Source organism: Variovorax paradoxus, assembly GCF_000834655.1.
GTDB lineage: Bacteria > Pseudomonadota > Gammaproteobacteria > Burkholderiales > Burkholderiaceae_C > Variovorax > Variovorax paradoxus_F.
In genome coordinates this window covers 1-20,845 of sequence record NZ_JXQQ01000053.1, presented here as the reverse complement: position 1 = coordinate 20,845, position 20,845 = coordinate 1, and the positions used below count along the sequence as shown (strand labels likewise).

General features: G+C 68.2%; 17 protein-coding genes and 1 pseudogene. 10 read left to right on the top strand and 8 right to left on the bottom strand.

The features are described from left to right. Positions 1-85 precede the first annotated feature (85 nt). Together RT97_RS21980 and RT97_RS21975 are read left to right on the top strand one after the other, a co-directional pair. Positions 86-3,358 carry an efflux RND transporter permease subunit gene (locus RT97_RS21980; protein WP_042580949.1) on the top strand — a complete coding sequence of 1,091 codons (3,273 nt, stop codon included), beginning with the start codon at positions 86-88 and terminating at the stop codon, positions 3,356-3,358. Positions 3,359-3,368: 10 nt separating this feature from the next. Continuing rightward, positions 3,369-4,868, top strand: coding sequence for an efflux transporter outer membrane subunit (locus tag RT97_RS21975; protein WP_042580954.1), 1,500 nt, complete (start codon positions 3,369-3,371; stop codon positions 4,866-4,868). A gap of 103 nt (positions 4,869-4,971) precedes the next feature. Here the strand turns inward: RT97_RS21975 and RT97_RS21970 are convergent, their stop codons facing one another. Beyond that, positions 4,972-5,337, bottom strand: a complete 366-nt coding sequence (locus RT97_RS21970) for an SPW repeat protein (protein ID WP_042580953.1) — start codon at positions 5,335-5,337, stop codon at positions 4,972-4,974. An 84-nt stretch (positions 5,338-5,421) separates the two neighbouring features. Then, positions 5,422-6,285 (bottom strand): MurR/RpiR family transcriptional regulator, encoded by an 864-nt coding sequence (locus RT97_RS21965; RefSeq protein ID WP_042580948.1) that lies wholly within the window; start codon positions 6,283-6,285, stop codon positions 5,422-5,424. A 137-nt stretch (positions 6,286-6,422) separates the two neighbouring features. Here RT97_RS21965 and RT97_RS21960 point away from each other — a divergent pair, with 137 nt between their 5' ends. The 3 genes from RT97_RS21960 to RT97_RS21950 all read left to right on the top strand — a co-directional run bounded on the left by RT97_RS21960 (position 6,423) and on the right by RT97_RS21950 (position 9,554). Beyond that, positions 6,423-7,757 carry an aspartate aminotransferase family protein gene (locus RT97_RS21960; RefSeq protein WP_042580947.1) on the top strand — a complete coding sequence of 445 codons (1,335 nt, stop codon included), beginning with the start codon at positions 6,423-6,425 and terminating at the stop codon, positions 7,755-7,757. A gap of 50 nt (positions 7,758-7,807) precedes the next feature. Beyond that, complete coding sequence (locus RT97_RS21955) at positions 7,808-8,719, top strand: transporter substrate-binding domain-containing protein (protein WP_042580946.1); 912 nt, start codon at positions 7,808-7,810, stop codon at positions 8,717-8,719. Between the two features lie 184 nt (positions 8,720-8,903). After that, positions 8,904-9,554: an aspartate/glutamate racemase family protein gene (locus RT97_RS21950; protein WP_042580945.1), complete on the top strand. Its 651-nt coding sequence runs from the start codon at positions 8,904-8,906 to the stop codon at positions 9,552-9,554. Here RT97_RS21950 and RT97_RS21945 read toward each other — a convergent pair. Next, a complete protein-coding gene (locus tag RT97_RS21945) occupies positions 9,546-10,418 on the bottom strand; it encodes a hypothetical protein (RefSeq protein WP_042580944.1) in 873 nt (290 codons plus the stop codon). The two genes, RT97_RS21950 and RT97_RS21945, sit on opposite strands and share 9 nt — an antisense overlap. Before the next feature lie 155 nt (positions 10,419-10,573). Here RT97_RS21945 and RT97_RS21940 point away from each other — a divergent pair, with 155 nt between their 5' ends. Beyond that, a complete protein-coding gene (locus RT97_RS21940; RefSeq protein WP_042580943.1) occupies positions 10,574-11,401 on the top strand; it encodes an undecaprenyl-diphosphate phosphatase in 828 nt (275 codons plus the stop codon). 22 nt (positions 11,402-11,423) lie between these two features. Here RT97_RS21940 and RT97_RS21935 read toward each other — a convergent pair whose 3' ends face one another. Continuing rightward, a complete protein-coding gene (locus tag RT97_RS21935) occupies positions 11,424-12,266 on the bottom strand; it encodes an IclR family transcriptional regulator (protein WP_042580942.1) in 843 nt (280 codons plus the stop codon). Positions 12,267-12,396: 130 nt separating this feature from the next. On the opposite strand from RT97_RS21935, the gene RT97_RS21930 reads away from it, so the two are divergent. Together RT97_RS21930 and RT97_RS21925 are read left to right on the top strand one after the other, a co-directional pair. Then, positions 12,397-13,365 carry a Bug family tripartite tricarboxylate transporter substrate binding protein gene (locus RT97_RS21930; RefSeq protein ID WP_042580941.1) on the top strand — a complete coding sequence of 323 codons (969 nt, stop codon included), beginning with the start codon at positions 12,397-12,399 and terminating at the stop codon, positions 13,363-13,365. Positions 13,366-13,384: 19 nt separating this feature from the next. Continuing rightward, positions 13,385-15,739 (top strand): cytochrome P450/oxidoreductase, encoded by a 2,355-nt coding sequence (locus RT97_RS21925; RefSeq protein ID WP_042580940.1) that lies wholly within the window; start codon positions 13,385-13,387, stop codon positions 15,737-15,739. Between the two features lie 7 nt (positions 15,740-15,746). Here the strand turns inward: RT97_RS21925 and RT97_RS21920 are convergent, their stop codons facing one another. Then, positions 15,747-17,516, bottom strand: coding sequence for a sensor histidine kinase (locus RT97_RS21920; protein ID WP_253278288.1), 1,770 nt, complete (start codon positions 17,514-17,516; stop codon positions 15,747-15,749). Positions 17,517-17,790: 274 nt separating this feature from the next. Here RT97_RS21920 and RT97_RS32605 point away from each other — a divergent pair, with 274 nt between their 5' ends. After that, positions 17,791-17,973 (top strand): hypothetical protein, encoded by a 183-nt coding sequence (locus tag RT97_RS32605; protein ID WP_253278287.1) that lies wholly within the window; start codon positions 17,791-17,793, stop codon positions 17,971-17,973. Between the two features lie 15 nt (positions 17,974-17,988). Here RT97_RS32605 and RT97_RS21915 read toward each other — a convergent pair whose 3' ends face one another. Beyond that, positions 17,989-18,696: a response regulator transcription factor gene (locus tag RT97_RS21915; RefSeq protein WP_042580939.1), complete on the bottom strand. Its 708-nt coding sequence runs from the start codon at positions 18,694-18,696 to the stop codon at positions 17,989-17,991. Positions 18,697-19,100: 404 nt separating this feature from the next. On the opposite strand from RT97_RS21915, the gene RT97_RS21910 reads away from it, so the two are divergent. Further along, the gene (locus RT97_RS21910; protein WP_042580951.1) at positions 19,101-19,628 is read left to right on the top strand and encodes an MOSC domain-containing protein; all 528 of its coding nucleotides are present in this window, start codon (positions 19,101-19,103) and stop codon (positions 19,626-19,628) included. Here RT97_RS21910 and RT97_RS21905 read toward each other — a convergent pair. Continuing rightward, a complete protein-coding gene (locus RT97_RS21905; RefSeq protein ID WP_172672238.1) occupies positions 19,611-20,429 on the bottom strand; it encodes an alpha/beta hydrolase in 819 nt (272 codons plus the stop codon). The genes RT97_RS21910 and RT97_RS21905 overlap by 18 nt on opposite strands. 14 nt (positions 20,430-20,443) lie before the next feature. Next, a pseudogene (locus RT97_RS21900) lies at positions 20,444-20,845 on the bottom strand (peptidase); the annotation flags it as partial.

The following is a 20,845-nucleotide window of genomic DNA, read 5'->3' as shown; positions in this document are numbered from 1 at the left end:
GCTTACGTTCTTTTGGCGAAGCAAAAGAAAGTAAGTCGCCCGCCGGGGCGAGACCCGGCCTCCGCCCCCAGGAGGAGAAGCAGCAATGAACCTGTCGCTCCCCTTCGTCAGAAGACCCATAGGCACAGTCCTGCTAACGATAGGCATCGCATTAGCAGGCATAGCCGCGTTCTTCGTCCTCCCCGTCTCGCCCCTCCCCCAAGTCGACTACCCAGTCATCTCGGTAAGAGCCTCGATCCCCGGAGCAAGCCCAGAGACGATGGCCACCAGCGTGGCAACGCCTTTGGAGCGCCACCTAGGCACCATCGCAGGCGTCAACGAAATGACGTCCACAAGCTCGGTGGGCTCCTCCCGGGTAACCCTCCAGTTCGACCTGAGCCGCAACATCGACGGCGCCGCCAGAGAAGTGCAGGCCGCCATCAACGCGAGCCGCGTCGACCTGCCAGCCACCCTCAGAAGCAACCCGACCTACCGCAAGGCCAACCCGGCAGCGTCGCCCGTCATCATCCTGGCCCTCACGTCAAAGACGAAGACCCCGGGCCAGATCTACGACGCCGTCTCGAACATCGTGAGCCAGCGCCTGTCTCAAGTAGACGGCGTGGGCGACGTCGAAATCGGCGGCGGCTCGCTCCCCGCGGTGCGCATCGAACTGCTCCCGTTCGCGCTCAACCGCTACGGCATCAGCACCGAGGACGTGCGCGCCGCCATCCAGGCCTCCAACGCCAACCGCCCCAAGGGAATGGTGCAGGGCGACGGCCGGAAGCTGCAGATCTACACGCAGACGCCGGCCCTGCGCGCCAGCGACTACGCCTCGATGGTGGTGGCCTGGCGCAACGGCGCGGCGGTGCGGCTCCAGGACGTGGCCGAGGTGATCGACGGCGTGGAAGACACGCGCACGCTCGGCCTCTTCAACGGCGAGCCGGCGATCATCATCCTCATCACGCGGCAGCCCTCGGCCAACATCATCGAGACCGTGGACAGCGTGCGCGCGCTGCTGCCCGAACTGCAGGCGCAGCTGCCGCCCGACGTGACGTTGCAGGTCGCCTCGGACAGCACGAATTCCATCCGCAGTTCGCTGCACGAGGTGGAGGCGACGCTGGTCATCTCGGTGCTGCTGGTGGTGCTGGTGGTGAGCCTTTTCCTTCGCAGCGTGCGCGCGACCATCGTGCCGGCCGTGGCGACGATCGCCGCGCTCCTGGGCACCTTCGGGGTGATGTACCTGCTGGGCTTCAGCCTCAACAACCTGAGCCTCATGGCGCTCACGGTGGCCACAGGCTTCGTGGTGGACGACGCCATCGTGGTGCTGGAGAACACCAGCCGGCACATCGAGGCGGGCATGTCGCGCATGAAGGCGGCGCTGCTCGGGGCCAAGGAAGTGGGCTTCACCGTGCTGTCGATCAGCGTGTCGCTGGTGGCGGTGTTCATTCCGCTGCTCTTCATGGGCGGGCAGGTGGGGCGGCTCTTTCGGGAATTCGCGATCACGCTGTCGGCGGCGGTGATGATCTCGCTGGTCATCTCGCTCACCACCACGCCGATGATGTGCGCGTGGCTGCTCAAGCCCGGTGGCGAGCACGACAAGAACAAGCCGCAGGGGCGCCTCGGTCGCATGGCCGCGCGCAGCTACGACTGGGTGCTCAAGCGCTACGAGTACAGCCTGGATTGGGCGCTCGACAGCAAGGCGCTGGTCATGCTCATCCTGGTGGCGGTGGTGGGGTTGAACGTCTACCTCTTCAGCGCCGCGCCCAAGGGCTTCTTCCCGCAGCAGGACAGCGGCCAGCTCAACGGGGGGCTGCGCGCCGACCAGAGCATCTCGTCGCAGGCGCTGGCGGCCAAGATGCGCCAGGTGGTCGACATCATCCGCAAGGACCCGGCGGTCGATACGGTGATCGGCTTCACCGGCGGCTCGCGGGCGGGCGGCGGTTTCATGTTCGTCAACCTGAAGCCGGCCAACCAGCGCACCGAAAGCGGCCTGGCCGTCATCGCGCGCCTGCGGCCCCAGCTCAACGAGGTGACGGGCTTGCGCGTGTTCCTGGGCACCGTGCAGGACGTGCGCTCGGGCGGGCGCTCGAGCAACTCCACCTACCAGTACACGCTCAAGAGCGACAACCTCGCGGACCTGCGCAGCTGGGCCACGAAGCTGTCCGACGAGCTGAAGCTGCAGCCGCTGCTCACCGACGTGGACACCGACCAGGACCAGAACGGTGTGGAAACGGTGGCCAAGGTCGACCCCGACAGCGCGCGGCGCCTCGGCCTCACCTCCACGGCGATCGACAACGCGCTCTACAACGCCTTCGGCCAGCGACAGGTGGCGACGATCTACACCGAGCTCAACCAGTACCACGTGGTGATGGAGTGGGCGCCGCGCTACACGCGCAGCCCCAATTCGTTGAGCGACGTGTACGTGCCGGCCACCCGCACCTCGGTCATCGGCGGGCAGACGGTGACCACGCAGGTGGCGGCGACGGCCACCACCACCTCGACCACCGGCGGCGCCGCATCGACCGCCACGGCCGCGAGCACCACGGTGCCCGTTTCGGCCAACGCGGGCTTGCGCGGCGCATCGACCGGCAACGTGCTGAGCAACACGCCCACCACGCTGGTGCCGCTGTCGGCGGTGGCCAAGTTCGAGGAGCAATCGGTCGCCACCTCGGTGAGCCACGACGACGGCGAGCTCGCCACCACGATCTCGTTCAACCTCGCCGAAGGCGCGAACTTGGGCGATGCGCGCGAGGCCATCGCCAAGGCCGAGGCCAACATCGCGATGCCCACCAACGTGCGCGGCGCGTTCGCCGGCACCGCGGCCAGCGCGCAGCAGTCGCAGGCCCAGCAGGTCATGCTGATCCTGGCCGCGCTGATCGTGATCTACATCGTGCTGGGCATCCTCTACGAAAGCCTGGTGCATCCGATCACCGTGCTCTCGACGCTGCCTTCGGCCGGCGTGGGCGCGGTGCTGGCGCTGCTGATGTTCCGCATGGAGTTCTCGATCATTGCCTTGATCGGCGTGTTCCTTCTGATCGGCATCGTGAAGAAGAACGCCATCCTGATCATCGACTTCGCGCTGGAGGCCGAACGCTCGCGCGGACTCACGCCGCTGGAGGCGGTGCGCGAGGCCTGCCTGCTGCGCTTCCGGCCCATCCTGATGACCACGATGGCCGCGGCGCTCGGCGCGCTGCCGCTGGCCATCGGTTTCGGCGAGGGCGCGGAATTGCGCCGGCCGCTGGGCGTGGCGATCATCGGCGGGCTGATCGCGAGCCAGCTGCTGACCTTGCTGACAACGCCGGTCGTCTATCTCCTGCTCGACAAGCTGCGCCGCCGTGGCAAGAACGAACACGAGCTCGGTCGTGCCACGCCCGCTTGAGAACAACACCATGAACTCATTGATTTCCACTTTCCGATCGAGACGCTTCGCGCTCACCTCGCTCGCGCTTGCCGCGTTGCTCGCGGGCTGCGCGGTCGGGCCGGCCTACCAGGTGCCGACCTCCGCCTCGTCCACGGCCTGGAAGGAACAGCAGACCGCCGAAGGCTGGCTGCCCGCCGCGCCGGCCGATGCGCTGGACCGCGGCGAATGGTGGAAGCTCTTCGCCGACCCGACGCTCGACGAACTCGCCGGCCGCGTGCAGGTGTCGAACCAGAACATCGCCGCCGCGGTGGCCAACTACACGCAGGCCCAGGCGCTGGTGCGCGGCGAGCGCGCAGCGCTGTTCCCCTCGGTGTCGTTCAGCGGCAGCGGCCGGCGCAGCGGCAACGTGAACAGCAACAGCGAGACGGCGAGCCCGTCGAACAGTTTTTCCGCCTCGCTCAATGCCAGCTGGACGCCCGACGTCTGGGGGCGCCTGCGCGAAGCGGTGAGCAGCGCGCAGGCCAATGCGCAGGCGAGCGAAGCCGACCTCGCGGCGGCGCGCCTCTCGGCCATCGGCGACCTCGCGACCAACTACTTCTCGCTGCGCGAAGCCGACGCCGAGATCGTGCTGCTCGACGAAACCATCGCGGGCTACCAGCGCGCCTACGAGATCACGAGCAACCGCTATGCGGCGGGCATTTCCGCGCAGACCGACGTGCTGCAGGCGCAGACGCAGTTGGTCAATGCCAAGGCCGATCGCGTAGGCCTCGCGCGCACGCGCGCCACGCTGGAACACGCCATCGCGATGCTGGTGGGCGTGGCGCCCGCCGACTTCACGCTGCCGGCCGCGAAATGGACGCCCACGGTGCCCGGCGTGCCGACCGGCGTGCCCTCGACGCTGCTGCAGCGCCGGCCCGACATCGCGGCGGCGGAGCGCTCGGTGGCGTCCGCCAATGCGCAGATCGGCATTGCGCGCGCCGCGTATTTCCCCAACATCCCGCTCATGGCATCGATCGGCAGCAGCAATGCGAGCCGAGTCAAGGACCTGTTCAGCTCAGCCAACACGCTGTGGTCGCTCGGCTTCTCGGTGGCGCAGGTGGTGTTCGATGCGGGCGCCATTGGCGCGAGCGTCGATGCCGCCAAGGCCGGCCACGAAGCCGCCGTGGCGCGCTACCGCCAGACGGTGCTCACCGCATTCCAGGCGGTGGAAGACCAACTGACGACGGGCGCCGCGCTCGCCCAGCAGGAGGGCCTGCGCCGCGAAGCCACGCTCGCGGCCGACAAGACCGAGCAGCAGTTGCTCAACCGCTATCGCGCGGCGCAGGTAAGCTACACCGAAGTCGTGACGGCGCAAGCGGCTGCCCTCAGCGCGCGGCGCGCGCTGGTGCAACTGCAGGTCAACCGCCAGGCTTCGGCGATCGCGCTCATCCAGGCGATGGGCGGTGGCTGGCAGGCCGACTGGATGAACAGCCCGGACGGCACCGCGGCCACGGCGCAACAACAACCCACCGTCCCTCGCGCGCAATAGGAAAGAAGCAGGCGAGGAGGGCGGTTTCGCGGATGGGCATCGTGCGGCCCATCCCGTCGGCCTCACCGCCTCTGCGGCGAGCCTCGTTTCACGGCGCGCTCGTTCAGTGCGCCGGACGGTTCAACGCACCGCCAAGGTAGTCCTTGTCGGTCACCAGCACCCAGAGGGCGAGCACCAGGATCAGCGCGGCCACGAGCACCGCGTTCACCATCGCCGTTTCCATCGCGGCGAAACCGAGCAGCCACGGCGATGCGGCAAGCCACACCGCGAGCGCCACCTCGGTCCACTCTTCCCACTGCTTCGGCACGAAGGTCGCGCCCAGTGCCACGGCGCCCAGCACGATGCCGGTTGCCACCATGGTCCACATGGCGGGCGAGATGCCCTGAAAGCCCAGGACCCAGGGCGAGACGATCAGCCAGGCGCCGGCGACGGCGTTGACGGGGTCTTGCCAATGCTTCACTTGCTTCATGGTCATTACCTCCTGTCGCGACAAGGCGCCGCGACAGGGGTTGGACACCCGCGTTCGGGCAGGGTTCCGTCTCCGGCCGGCCGTCTATCCGCGTGAAACGGGAGGCAAAAGGTACGCACCCGACTCGAAGAGCTGCGCCTCGGCCTGGTCGATGCGCTTGATGCCCGGCTTACCCGCGCGGCTCGCGAGCAGCTCGACCAGCGCCTCGGTCACCGCCACGCCGGCGGCGACCGACGGAAAGAACGACGGGCTGTTGATCGTGAAGAGCAGCGTCTCGTCCGCCAGCAGCGAGAGCGGGGAGGTCACGCTGTCGGTGATCGCGACGATGCGGCAGCCGGCCGCCTTGGCCGCTTCGGCCACCTGCAGCGCCTCGCGGGAGTAGGGCGCGAAGCTCGCCACCACCAGCGCATCGCCCTTGGCGAAGGCGCGCTGCTGCATCTCCAGCGAGCCGCCCTGGCCGTCGACCAGGTGCACGCTCGCGCGGAAGAGCCGGTACACATAGACGAACGAGAACGCGATCGGGAAGCACGCGCGAAACCCTGCCGCATGCACGGCCGGCGCCTTTTCGATCAGCGCGCAGGCCTTCTGCAGCGCCTGCTCGCTCTGCTGGTGCGTGGCCTCGAGGTTGCGGCGCTGCACCTCGAACATCTCGCCCGTGAGGCCGCGGTCCTGCGAGCGGCCGACGAGCTGCTTGGCGCGCCCGCCGTAGGTCTCTGTGCCCAGGCCCATGTCGCCCGCGAAGGCTTCCTTGAGCTGCGGCCACCCCGCATAGCCGAGGTGCTGCGCGAAACGCACCAGCGTGGCGGGCGTGCTCTGCGCGCGCGTGCCGACGTTGCGCATCGAGGCGGTGACGACTTCGTTGGGGTGGTCGAGCACATAGCGCGCCACCTGCTGCAGGGCGGGGCTCAGCTCGTTGAAGCGCTGGCGGATCTGGTCTCTGGCGCCCATGGCGGTGTCTCCCTTCTGGCTGCGGTTGGAACGAATGTACCGGACATGGAACGATGAAACAGTTGACGGAACAAATGTTCCAAACAATAATTCGACCGAAACGTTAGTTCCAAAGACCGTTCCAGATTTCCAACGCCATGACGCACGTCTTTCACCGCAGTCTTCGCCAAACCCCGCCCGTCGCCGCCAGTTCGAAGGGCATGTTCATTCGCGACGCCGAGGGCCGCGAGTACCTCGATGCCTCGGGTGGTGCGGCCGTGTCGTCGCTCGGACATGCGCACCCCGAGGTGCTGGCCGCCATGCACGCACAGCTCGACAAGCTGGCCTATGCGCACACCAGCTTCTTCACGAGCGAAGTGGCCGAGCAGCTGGCCGACGAGCTCATCGGCTCCGCGCCCGACGGCATGAGCCACGCATACTTGGTGAGCGGCGGTTCCGAGGCGGTGGAGTCGGCGCTCAAGATGGCACGGCAGTACTTCGTGGAGATCGGCCAGCCGCAGCGCACGCATTTCATCGCGCGCCGCCAGAGCTACCACGGCAACACGCTGGGCGCGCTCGCGGTGGGCGGCAACGCGTGGCGCCGCGAACCCTTCGCGCCGATCCTCGTGCCGGCCACGCATGTGTCGCCGTGCTATCCGTACCGCGAACAGCGCGCGGGCGAGAGCGCCGAGCAATACGGACTGCGCCTCGCGGCCGAGCTCGAAGCGGCCATCGTCGCGCAGGGCGCGGACCGCGTGATCGCCTTCGTCGCCGAAACGGTGGGCGGCGCCACGGCCGGCGTGCTCACGCCGGTGCCGGGCTACTTCAAGGCGGTGCGTGCCGTGTGCGACAAGTACGGCGTGCTGCTGATCCTCGACGAGGTGATGTGCGGCATGGGCCGTACCGGCTCGCTGCATGCGTGCGAGCAGGAGGGCGTGGCGCCCGACCTGATGACCATCGCCAAGGGCCTGGGCGGTGGCTACCAACCCATCGGTGCGGTCCTCGCGCAGCGGAAGATCGTCGATGCCATGTCCAGCGGCAGCGGCTTCTTCCAGCACGGCCACACCTACCTCGGCCACCCGATGGGCTGCGCGGCGGCGCTCGCGGTGCAGCGGGTGATCCGCCGCGACGGCCTCGTCGCCAAGGTGCGCGAAGACGGCGTGGCCTTCGGCGCGATGCTGGCCGAGGCGCTGGGCGACCACGCGCACGTGGGCGACATCCGCGGACGCGGCTTCTTCTGGGGCATCGAACTGGTCGCCGACCGCGCGAGCAAGACGCCCTTCGATCCTTCGCTCAAGGTCCATGCGCTCGTGAAGAAAGACGCGATGTCGCGCGGCCTCCTGTGCTACCCCTTCGGCGGCACCGTCGATGGCCGGCAGGGCGACCACGTGCTGCTCGCGCCGCCCTTCATCGCCACGAGGCAAGACCTGCAGGAGATCGCCGCGCGGCTCGCGGCCTCCATCGATGCGGTCACGCGCGCTACCGCGCGCTAGCCGGACACCCCGCCCGTTTTCTTCAACCCGCCGTTCCGAGGAGCGCCTCCATGCCCAAGCTTCGTCTGCCGATTTCCTTCGGTGCTGCCGCCCTCGCGGTGGCCTGCACCCTGTTGCCGTTCGCTGCCGCGCAAGCGCAGGAGAGCGACACGCTCGCCAAGATCAAGGCGAGCGGCGCCATCACCTTCGGCTATCGCGAGTCGTCGTTCGGCTTCTCGTACCTGGACGGCAACCTGAAGCCGGTGGGCTACAGCATCGAGATCTGCAACCGCATCGTCGAGGCGGTGAAGACCGAGCTCAAGCTGCCGGCCATCGAGATCAAGTACCAGGCCGTGACTTCGGCCAACCGCATTCCGCTGGTGCAGAACGGCACGGTGGACATCGAGTGCGGCTCCACCACCAACCTGGTCGAGCGCCAGAAGCAGGTGGCCTTCTCGCCCGACATCTTTCGCTACAACGTGCGCATGCTCGTGAAGGCCGATTCGGGCATCCGGAGCATCGCCGACCTGCAGGGCAAGACGGTCGCCACCACCAGCGGCACCACGTCGTTCCGCCTGCTGCGCGAGGCCGACCGCGGCCGCAGTCTCGAGGTGAACAACCTCGCGGGCAAGGACCACAGCGACTCGTTCCTGCTGGTGGAGACCGGCCGCGCGCAGGCCTTCGTGCTCGACGACATCCTGCTGGCGGGGCAGATCGCCAACGCGCGCAATCCGAAGGACTTCGTCATCACCGGCGAGAGCCTGCGCACCGAGAACCAGTCGCTCATGTTCCGCAAGGACGATGCGGCCTTCAAGGCGCTGGTGGACCGCGTGGTCTCGGGCATGATGAAGTCGGGCGAGATGGAAAAGCTCTATGCCAAGTGGTTCATGTCGCCGATTCCGCCCAAGGGCATCAACATCAACTACCCGCTCAATGCCGAGACGAAAGAGGCCTTCGCGAATCCGTCGTCCAAGGGCATCTGACACGAGGCCGCTTTCGATGAAGACGGGGCCGTTCACGCTGAGCCTGGCGAAGAGCCGCGCAAGGCTTCGACAAGCTCAGCCCGAACGGCTGCGGTTGATCGGTGGGCCTGGGTTCGTTCTCTGACGCCTCTCTCTTTCCCTCTTTCCCTCTTTCTCTCTTTCCCTCTTTCTCTCTGTTCCTCGCATGACACGCATCGCCCTCGTCCACGCGCTCTCGCATTCGGTCGCGCCCATCAACGAAGCCTTTGCGCGCGACTGGCCCGATGCGGTGCGCATGAACCTGCTGGACGACAGCCTCTCGGCCGACCTCGCGCGCAGCGGGGGCGGCCTGGATGCGTCGATGCACGAGCGCTTCCAGCGCCTTGCGCAGTACGCGGTCGACACGGGGGCCGAGGGCATCCTCTTCACCTGCTCGGCCTTCGGGCCGTGCATCGAGGCGGTGGCGCGGCGGCATGCGGGCATTCCGGTGCTCAAGCCCAACGAGGCCATGATCGACGAGGCGATGCAGGGGGAGGGGCGGCTGGGCCTGATCGCGACCTTCGCACCCACGCTCGTCTCGATGCCGCCCGAATTTCCCGCGGGTGCCGCGCTGGAGCTTGCGTTGGCCGAAGGCGCGCTCGATGCGCTGAATGCTGGCGACGTGCAGCGCCATGACGCGCTCATAGCCGCGCAGGCCGCGGTGCTGCGCGATCGCGGCTGCACGCGCATCGCCCTGGCGCAGTTCAGCATGGCGCGCGCCAGTGCCGTCTCTGCCGAAGCCAGCGGCCTGCCGATTCTCACGACGGTCGACAGTGCGGTGCGCGCCTTGCGCCAGCGGACGCAGCGCTCAGCGTGAGCCGCCGTGGCCGATGGCGTTGACCAGCGTGGTCATCGCGATCTGCGCCGCGTCGCTGCGCCCGAGCATCCGGCGCAGGCCGGTCTCGCGGTCGGTCGCCTCCAGGCCTTCGGCCAGGCGCCGGTAGATGTCCGACGAAGGCATCGTGGCCGCGGTGCCGAGCGCATCGCAGTAGGTCTCGGTGAGAAGGCTCGCGAGCTGCTCGCTTTGTTCGCTCGACAGCTTCATGGCGTCGCCGCTGAACACGGCGGCGATGCAGTGCATGAGGTAGGCCTGCGTTTCCAGCGAGAACGCCTGCTGCCGCACATAGTTTTCGACGGCGGACCAGAAGAGCGGGTCGGAGGTGCGGCGCCAGCTCTCCAGCACCTTGCGCGCCTTGGCCACGAGGTCGGCGTGCGCGTCGCCGGGTTCGCTCGGGCGCAGCGCCAGGCCTTGCAGGGTGAGCGAGGCCACAGGGCAGGCCGCGCCGAGGATGAAGCTCCAGAACTTCCAGCGGGCGTACCACTTCTTGTCCTGCGCAGGGTTGAGGGGCTCGAGCAGGCCGAAGTCGATGCGCTGGCAGGCTTCGGCCCGTTGCTCGGCGATGCAGCCGTCGCCCAGGTCGAGCAACCGGATCTCGGCCTCCATCCGGTCGGCGGCAATGTTGCCCTCTGCAACGATGCCGGCGCACGAGCCCGAGCGGTCGATGTCGGCCAGGCGCTGCATCAGCATCCGCAGTTCATGGGTGGAAGCGCCGGTGGCCTCGGCCACGCGCCGGATGGCTTCGCATTGCTCCTGTGCAACGGCCTCGGGGCACTTCAAGCGGTCCTGGCCGTGGTCGTCGGCGGTCGATGCGTGCTCCTCCTTGGGGATGAAGGTTCGCATGAAGACTCCTTGGTGCACATGAAAGAAGAGCCGCCAATATGTGTCGATGCGTATCGAGTGAACATCCCCCGAACTAGGTATTCGGTACTCGCATGCGCCTGAACAAAAGCTGACCGATGGCCTCGCCATAATTGGTGCTCTTTGAAGGAGTACGCGTGGATATTGTTTTGCTGGTCAAGGCCGCCATCATGGGCATCGTCGAGGGGCTGACCGAGTTCCTGCCGATCTCGTCGACAGGGCATCTGATTCTTGCGGGGTCGCTGCTCGGCGGCTTCGGCGACAACCGGGGCAAGGTGTTCGAGATCGCCATCCAGACCGGCGCGATCTTCGCGGTGATCCTGGTCTACTGGCAGAAGATCAAGTCGACCGTCGTGGCGCTGCCGCGGCAACCCAAGGCGCAGCGCCTGGCGCTCAACATCCTCATCGGTTTCCTGCCCGCGGTGGTGCTGGGCCTCCTGTTCGGCAAGGTGATCAAGGCGCACCTGTTCATCCCGACCGTGGTGGCCAGCACCTTCATCATCGGCGGCTTCATCATCCTGTGGGCCGAGAAGCGGCCGCCGGGCTCGGTGCGCGTGGAGCATGTGGACGACCTCACGGCATGGGATGCGCTCAAGGTCGGCCTCGTGCAGTGCTTTGCGATGATCCCGGGCACGAGCCGCAGCGGCTCGACCATCATCGGCGGCATGCTGCTCGGGCTCTCGCGCCAGGCGGCCACCGATTTCTCTTTCTTCCTCGCGATCCCCACGCTCATCGGCGCGGGCGCATACAGCGTCTACAAGGAGCGCGCGCTGCTGTCGATGGCCGACGTGCCGCTGTTCGCCGTGGGCCTCGTGTTCTCGTTCATCAGCGCATGGCTGTGCGTGCGCTGGCTGCTGAAGTTCATCAGCACGCACAACTTCATTCCGTTCGCCTGGTACCGCATCGCCTTCGGCATCGTGGTGCTGGTGACGGCGTGGACCGGCACGGTGGTCTGGGCAGACTGACCCTGCCGGCCCCTCGCGGCGCTCAGGCGCCGCGGCCGCCCTTTTCGCCGTACCCGAGGATGGCACTGGCGGCACGGGCTTCCTCCCGCACGGCGGTGGCGATCGGCCCGTCGATGGACGGATCGAACCCGCCCGTCGCGCCCAGCGCCGTCAGCACGGCGCACACGCGGCCCGCATAGTCGTACACGGGCGCCGCCACCGCGCTGATGCCGCGCAGGTAGGTGTCCTTCACGCTCGCGCAATGCGCCTTCTGCACGTCGCGGCGCAGTTGGCCGATGGGGTCCGCCGCATCGAGCGTGGCGCGCATGTCATCCGTCGCCTGCGCCAGTTCCTGCTCGGCCAGCGCCAGCACCCGCGATTCGTCCAGCAGCCCGAGGAACGCGCGGCCGGTGGCCGACCAGAGCATCGACATCACCGAGCCCGCGCGCACGTTCACCGTGACCGGCAGGCCCGGCTCCTCGAAGCGCACGATGGTCGGCCCCTTGTTCCCCATGACCGCGACGAAGCAGGTCACCTCCAGCGATTCGCGCAGCCGGATCAGGCAGGGCTCGGCCGCGCGGATCGGGTCGGCCTGCCGCATGGCGGCCAGCCCGATCTGGATGGCTTCCGTGCCCAGGTAGTAATGCTGCGAAGCGGCGTCCTGCAGCACCAGGCCTTCTTCCATGAGGCTGGCGAGGTAGCGGTGCACCTTGGCCGGACTTTCGGCGACGTGGGTCGACAGCGCCGTGAGGCTGCTGCGCCCGCCCAGGTGCGCGAGGCCCTTCAGCACCGCCATGCCGGTTTCCGCGGACTGGACGCGCTGGCGTCTTTCGCGGGCGGCAGGCGCGGGGAGGGAGGTGTGCGAGGGTTCCGTGGAGAGGGTCATGTCGGGCTCATGTTAGGTGCTCGGGCCGGGCGCGCAGGCCGGCCGATGGGCAAGGGATATCCCGGAAATTTGAGTTACGCAATGCGTATGATAATTACGCAATACGAAACAAAAAGCCAGGAGACACCCCATGAAGAAGCACTTCGTTCGTTGCATCGCCGCCCTGTCGCTCGCCGCCGCGGCGGCGGCCGGCGCACAGACTTTTCCCGCCAAGCCGATCCGCTGGATCGTTCCCTATGCCGCCGGCGGGGGCTCCGATTTCCTTGCGCGCACGGTGGCGCAGACGCTTTCCACCCAGGTCGCGCAGCCGGTGCTGGTGGACAACAAGCCCGGCGGCAACACCGCGCTGGCCGCCGCCGAGACGGCGCGCGCGCCGGCCGACGGCTACACGCTGCTCTCGGCCGACAACGGCACGCTGGTGTTCAACCCCGCGCTCTACAAGTCGCTGACCTACAGCCCGACGAAAGACCTCGCGCCCGTCACGCTGATGGGCAAGTTCCCGATGATCCTGGTGGTCGGCGCCAACTCCGACTTCGCCTCCGCCAAGGACTTCATCGCCAAGGCGAAGGCCCGACCCGGCGGCATCAACTACGCCTCGGCGGGCGCCGGCAGCCCGCACCACCTCGCGATGGAACTGCTCAAGGTGGAGGCGGGCCTCTTCATGGTCCACGTGCCGTACCGCGGCGCCGCGCCGGCGCTGGCCGACGTGGTGGGCGGACAGCTGCCGGCCATGATGGTCGACCTCGCCGCCGGGGCCGGATTCATCAAGGGCGGCAAGGTCCGCGCGCTGGCGGTGGCCAACCCGACGCGCCTGCCGCAGCTGCCCGACGTGCCCACCTTCGCCGAGCTCGGCTACAAGAACGTGGAGGCGGCCGCGCTGGTCGGCGTGGTCGTGCCCTCGGCCACGCCGCCGGAGGTGGTGAACACGCTCAACCGCCAGATCGTGGCGGCCATCAACGAGCCTTCCGTGCGCACGCGGATGATCGATTTCGGCGTGGAGCCCGTGGGCAACACGCCCGCGCAATACACCGCGCTGCTCAAGAGCGAGACCGAGCGCTGGCACAAGCTGATCCGCGACCTGAAGATCACGCTCGACTGACGAGCCAGGAGTTCCGACGATGTCCGACACGGCCATTCCCCCACGTTCTTCCGGCTGTCCTGTCGCGCACGGGCCGCTGTCCGCGGAGCGCACGCCTACCGGCTGCCCGGTGAGCGTGCGCGCCGCCGAATTCGATCCCTTCGAGGACGGCTACCAGCAGGACCCGCCCGAGTACGTGCGCTGGGCGCGCGAGAAGGAGCCGATCTTCTACAGCCCGAAGCTGGGCTACTGGGTGATCACGCGCTACGACGACATCAAGGCGGTGTTCCGCGACAACATCACCTTCAGCCCGTCGAACGCGCTCGAGAAGATCACCCCGACCGGCGAGGAGGCGAACGCCGTGCTGGCCTCCTACGGCTTCGCGCTGAACCGCACGCTCGTGAACGAGGACGAGCCGGCCCACATGCCGCGCCGCCGCGTGCTGATGGACCCGTTCACGCCCGAGGCGCTCCGGCACCACGAGCCGCTGGTGCGCGAACTCGCACGCACCTACGTCGACCGCTTCATCGACGAGGGCAAGGCCGACCTCGTCGACCAGATGCTGTGGGAGATTCCGCTCACCGTGGCGCTGCACTTCCTCGGTGTGCCCGAGGAAGACATGGACACGCTGCGCAAGTACTCGATTGCGCACACCGTCAACACCTGGGGCCGCCCCAGGCCCGAGGAGCAGGTGGCCGTGGCGCACGCGGTCGGCAACTTCTGGCAGTACGCCGGCAAGGTGCTCGAGAAGATGAGGCAGAACCCCGACGCCCCCGGCTGGATGCAGTACGGCATCCGCAAGCAGGCGCTGCACCCCGAGGTGGTGACCGACTCGTACCTGCATTCGATGATGATGGCCGGCATCGTCGCCGCGCACGAGACCACGGCCAACGCCACCGCCAACGCGATGAAGCTGCTGCTGCAGCATCCCGAGGCGTGGCGCGAGCTCTGCGAAGACCCGGGGCTCATTCCCAACGCGGTGGAGGAGTGCCTGCGCCACAACGGCTCGGTGGCCGCATGGCGGCGCCTCGTCACGGCCGACACGCAGGTCGGCGGCGTCGATCTGCCCGCGGGCTCGCGGCTCCTGATCGTCACCTCGTCGGCCAACCACGACGAGGCGCATTTCTCCGATGCCGACCTCTTCGACATCCGCCGCGACAACGCGAGCGACCACCTGACCTTCGGCTACGGCTCGCACCAGTGCATGGGCAAGAACCTCGCGCGCATGGAGATGCAGGTCTTCCTGGACGAGTTCACGCGGCGGCTCCCGCACATGCGCCTGTCGGCGCAGCGCTTCAGCTATGTGCCCAACACGTCGTTCCGCGGCCCGGAGCACCTGTGGGTCGAGTGGGACCCGGCGGCGAATCCGGAGCGGGCGAACCGCGGCCTGCGCGACGTGCCGGTGCCGATGCCGGTGCGCATCGGAGAGCCTTCGCGACACGCGATCGCGCGGCCCGTCGTGGTGGAGCGCGCCACCGCGGCGGCCGACGGCATCGTGCGGCTGCGACTGGTTTCGCCCGACGGCAAGCCGCTGCCGCGCTGGACCGCCGGCTCGCACATCGACGTGGAATGCGGAACGCCCGAGCTGTCGCGCCAGTACTCGCTGTGCGGCGACCCCGACGAAGCCGGCGTGCTCGAGATCGCCGTGCTGCACGAGCCCGACGGGCGCGGCGGCTCGGCCTGGGTGCATGCCAATGCGAAGCCCGGCGCCCGGCTGCGCATTCGCGGTCCGCGCAATCACTTCCGGCTCGACGAGTCGTCGAAGAAGGCCATCTTCATCGCGGGCGGCATCGGCATCACGCCGGTGAGCGCGATGGCGCGCCGCGCCAAGGCGCTGGGCATGGACTACGAACTGCACTACAGCGGCCGCAGCCGCGCATCGATGGCGCTGCTCGATGAATTGGCCTCGCTGCACGGCGAGCGCCTGCGCGTCCACGCCGCGGACGAAGGCCGGCGCAACGACCTGGATGCCTTGCTCGCCCAGCCCACGCCCGGCACGCAGGTCTATGCCTGCGGCCCGCTGCGCATGCTCGAAGCGCTCGAGCGCTGCTGCGCTGCGTGGCCCGAAGGCGCCTTGCGGGTCGAGCACTTCGAGTCGACGCTCGCCACGCTCGATCCATCGAAGGAGCATGCCTTCGAGGTGGAACTGAAGGACTCCGGCATCGTCGTCGCGGTGCCGCCGGACCAGACCCTGTTGTCCGCCCTGCGCGCCGCCAACGTCGACGTGCAGAGCGATTGCGAGGAGGGGCTGTGCGGCTCGTGCGAGGTGCGCGTGCTCGGCGGCAAGGTCGATCATCGCGACGTGGTGCTGACCCGCTCGGAGCGCGATGCCAACACCAAGATGATGGCCTGCTGCTCGCGGGCCTGCGAAGGCCGGCTGGTGCTCGAGCTCTAGGCGTCGATCAGGCCGCGGGCGCCAGCGGCATCCGCAGCGCCAGTTGCGTTTCGCCGGGCTGCGACTGCAACTGAAGCTCGGCCCCGAGCCGGCGTGCGCGGGCGCGCAGACTGCGCAGGCCCGTGCCCGAGGCCTTGTCGGTCCCATCGACCACGAAGCCGCGGCCGTCGTCGCGCACGCTGAGCTTCAACTCGGCGCCGTCGCGCATCACGGCCACGTCCACGCGCCGGCTCGCGCTGTGCTTGAGCACGTTGGTCAGCGCCTCCTGCAGGAAGCGCAGCAGGTCCAGGCTTTGTGACGGCGGCAGCTCCAGCGTCTCGATGTTCGACACCTGCCAGCGGCAATCGATGCCGTTCGCATCGAGCAGTTGCGAGGTGCGGTGCCGCAACGGCGCGAGCAGTTCGCCGAAAGCGCGCGCGCCGTCGTGGCGGCCGGTGGCTTCGATGATCAGCCGCAGGTCGTCGCGCAGGCGCTTGAGCATCGCGAGCAGCTCGGGCGCGGAGAGATTCTCGGGCGTGCGCTCCAGCGTCGCGATGCTGCCCACCAGCATGCCGCCCAGGCCGTCGTGCAGGTCGCTCGCCAGGTTCACGCGCTCGCCGATGCGCGCGTGCGCGAGTTCCAGCGCATGCTGCTGTGCGAGCGTGGCGGCCAGCTCGGCCTTGGCGGCGTTGACCTCCTCGATCAGCTCGGTGTTGAAGTTCTCGATGCGCTTCAGGCTGCTCACGAAGCGCCCGGCCTGCGTCAGCGCCATGCCCAGCAGCAGCACGTACGACGACATGGTCGTGTAGTAGATGTTGCTGTCGATGACCTGCGTGAACACCAGCAGGTCGTGCGCGGCAGTGGCCGCCGACACCGCCATGAAGGGCGCGAGCGAGCGCATCGGGCTCGTGCGGTGGCGCAGGGCGTGCAGGATCGACGCGCTGTTCACCGCAATGATCGTGAGGCCGCCTGCCAGCGTCCAGATGGCGCGATGCACCGGCAGGCTCGCACCGCTGGCCAGCCACAGGTCGAGCACGCCGGCCAGCGCAACCAGCAGCGCGGCGGCTTCCAGGCGCGGCATGCGCCATGCGCAAAAGCGCAACGCGAAGACGATGTACGACACGCAGAACGCCAGGAACAACGAGGTGTTCAGCGCTTGCCAGCTGTGGTTGCTGGCAAAGGGCCACGGGCTGGTCGCGATCTGGTTGTAGCCGAACAGCAGCCACAGCACCGACATCACCGCGAACCAGCCGTAGGCGGTCTCGCGCCGGCGCAACAGCCACAGCGCCGCGAAGAAGGCGGAAACCGCCGCGCTCACCGCCAGGCCCAGCACCTGCAGGTCGCGACGCACGAGCCGTTCCTTTTCGTAGTCCGCCTGCAGGGCGGCGGGCGGGCCGAGGCTCACAGGACCCAGCCCCGCCTGGTAGGCGAAGAGGCCCGAGACGCGCACCAGCAGCGTGTTGTCGGCGCCGGGCTTCAGGAGCGGCGGCGCCAGCAGCCAGTAGCGCGGCACGTTCCAGGCGCGGGTCAGCGGCTCGACCAGACTCTCGTCGCGCGAGATCGTCGTGCCGTTGAGCGACACCTCGCCCGCCATGTTGAGGTAGTGCAGGAGCAGGCCTGCCTCGGCAGCCTGCGCGGGCTGCTTCCAGGTGAGCCGGTACCAGACCACGCCATCGAAACCCGGCCAGCGTTCGGCCCAGCTGTCGGGCAGGGTGACGGGCGTCCAGCCGTCTGTGGGCGGGGCGATTTGGTTCCAGACGGTGCCGCGCACCGCTTCGACGTGGAGCGCGGGCGGCACGGGCGGCGCAGGCTGTTGTGCCTGCGCCTTCGACGCGGCGGCAACAAGCAGGAACGAGACAGCGAAAAGAAAAAGAGCGCCCAAGGCCGAGGCAAGCCATGCCGTGTGCGCCCGGCGGGCCGGTCGGCTCGGCGGCGCGCATCGCGGCACGTCCTGCGGTCGATGTTCTAGGCGTGGCATTGCATTTACCAGTTCTCGGGATGGCCCCGTTGATAACAGAACGAACTCTGCGCAGTACGGCGCGGGCGGCGCGAGCAGCAGGTCCACGGGCTCGATGCCGACGCAGGCTTTGGGCAGCAACTGTATGGGGGCGGCCGTCGGCAACTTTGCCGGCGCATCAGCCTTCGGCTACCAGGTCAACGACAAACTGAACCTGGGGGTGGGTGTTTCCACGGCGACCAGCAGCGGCAGCAACAACCGCGTCGCCGCGCGCGTGCAGGCGGGCTACGCCTGGTGAAGCGACGCGCGCCGGTCAGCGCAGAAGGCCGTGCCTGCGACCCTGGAAAACCGCCTCGGTGCGCGAGGTGACGGCCAGCTTGCGGTAGATGTTCTTGGTGTGGCATTCCACCGTGAGCCGCGAGATCGACAGCGACTCGGCCATGTCGCGGTTGCTCAGCCCCTGCGCCACGAGTTCGAGGATCTTGCGCTCGCGCGGTGTCAGCGCCACGGGCAGCGGTGGAGGCGCATCGGCCGCGAGCACCGTCGACAGCGAGGTCTGCTGCGCCGCGAGCCAGCCGAGGATGCGGCGTGCAATCGCCGGATCGATGGGCGCGCCGCCTTGCTCGATGCTGCGCAGCGCGATGCTCAGTTCGAGATCGTCGCGCTCCTTGAGCAGATAGCCGATGGCGCCGGCCCGCAGCGCGGAGAAGATGATCTCCTCGGTCCGCCAGGCCGAGACCACCACCGCGGGCACCTTCGGGTGCAGCGCCTGCATCCAGCCGATCAACTCGACGCCGCTGCCGTCGGGCAGGCCGATGTCGACCAGCGCCACGCCGTAGTCGTTTTCCTGGAGCAGTTCCTTGGCCGCCGTTACGCTGTCGGCCCAGGCGATCCGCGGCTCGTCGCAGCCGAGCGTGGACAGCACGTAGCCCAGCCGTTCACGCATCGCGGGGTCGTCTTCGACCACCAATGCGGGGCTCAAGGAAACGGCTTCGACGTCTTCCAGTTGCAAATTGGACATGTGGGCAGAATTTTGACGGGAGTTGGCCTGTTAGGACGTTTTTACTTATACGGAGGATTGTTGCAGAATATTGCAGTTGTATCTGCGAGTCACATAAGTGAAAAGACGGTGACTTTCGGATGGGCGAAACGATCGCTCTGTCCGGAATGCTTCATTGGGGAAAACGGCCCCGGCGCGTTGGTCAGCGGCCAGCGCGCCGCTTGCCGTTCAATCGAGCGTGACGCCGCCACTCAGGGTACCCACCGCCACCAGTTGCGTTAGCCTCCGCGCCCGCGCAGGCCGCAGCGTGCTCCGAGCAGCCTGTCGGGCGTGCGGGCGGGCTCCGTGATGTCGTTGCATCCCAAAGGCGCGAGTGCGTCGGCCCGCCCTCGCCGCGCAAAAAAACCCGCATGGACAATTCCCGCATGCCCGACCTCCATGAACTGACCCGGCAATTCGCCCGGCCCGGCCGCCTCGACGCCATCCTGCTGCGCCCCGCGAGGCGCGCGCCGGTGCTGCCGGTCGCGCAGGTGCTCGCGGTGCAGGGGCTCGGGCTGGAGGGCGACCGCAGCAGCAGCGCCGCGCGCCCCGGCGGCAAGCGGCAGGTGTCTCTGATCCAGCAGGAGCACCTGCCCGTGATCGCCGCGCTCACCGGCCATGCGCAGGTCGATGCACAGGGGCTGCGCCGCAACCTCGTCGTCACGGGCCTGAACCTGATCGCGGCGCGTTCGCTGTTTCGCGACCAGCCGCTGGTGCTGGCGATCGGCGCCGAGGTGCTGCTCGAGGTCAGCGGGCCCTGCGAGCCCTGTTCGCGGATGGAGGAGTTGCTGGGCCCCGGCGGCTACAACGCCATGCGCGGGCACGGCGGCGTCACGGCCCGGGTCATTCGAGGCGGCGTGATGCGTGTGGGCGACGGCATCGAATGCCGCCCGGCCTCAGAGCAGGTTGCGTAGCGCAGCCTCGAGCGCCGCGGCCGTGGCCAGCGGCTTTTCCATCGGAAAGAGGTGCGTGCCGTCGAGCATCGCGATGCGTCCCTTGGTCACCTGCTCGGTCATCGCCATGCCCACCTGCTTCATCTCGACCGACTGCCGCCCGCCGATGAACGCCGCCTTGCACTTGAGCGGGTGCTTGCGCAGCAGCGCGGCCAGGTTGTGGGGCAGGGTGTTGTAGATCGCGGTTTCCACGTCGCGGTCGAAGCTCAGCTGGCGGTTGTCTTCACCGTCGGCATCGCCGTCGAAGGTGCCGTGGTCGATGTAGTCGTGCAGCACCTGCTCGTCCCACTTCGCAAACGCCTTCTTGCTGCGGAAATGCTCGAACACCGCCTCGCGGTGCGCCCAGGTGTTCTTTCGCTTGCGGCTGATGGCGCCGGGCGAAATGCGCTTCATGAACGGCGTGCGCTTGACCACATTGAGCGTGTTCGCCCGCCAGCCGCCGAGGATGGGCGAATCGATCAGCACCACCCCGCGCGCGAGCGCCGGGTGCAGTGCGGCGCACATGAGGCTCAGGAATCCGCCGAGCGAATGGCCGACCAGGAACACCGGCCCGCCCGCGCGGTCGGCGCGCACCTGCGCGAAATCGGCCAGCTGCTGCACCAGGTGCGGCCAGTTGTCGGTGACGGGGTACTTCGGGTCGTGCCCGAATTTCTCGATGGCATCGACCTCGAAGCCGCGGCTGCGCACGCTGTCGAGCAGGACGCGGTAGGTGCTCGCGGGAAAGCTGTTGCCGTGCGAGAAGACGACGGGCGGCATGGCCATGGCCGAGGCCGCGTTCAAATCAGCTTTTCGTCGGGCGTCGATATCTTGCGCAGCGCGCCGTGCCGCGTGGCCGGCATCTTCAGCGGATGCTCGGTATGGCTGTCGTCCCACACCGGGTCCTCGATGCTGTCGAACACCTCGCGCAGCTTCTGGCCCCAGCTGTTGTGCATCATTCGGTAGTAGGGGTTGTCGGCGTCGATGCAGATCACACGGTCGGTCTCGAACTTGTTGGCTTCGTACACAACCAGGTCGAGCGGCAGGCCGACCGAGAGGTTCGACTTCATCGTCGAGTCCATCGACACCAGCGCGCACTTGGCGGCTTCGTCCAGCGGCGTTTCGGGCGTGAGCACCCGGTCGAGCACGGGCTTGCCGTACTTGGATTCGCCCACCTGGAAGTAAGGCGTCTCGGTGGTCGC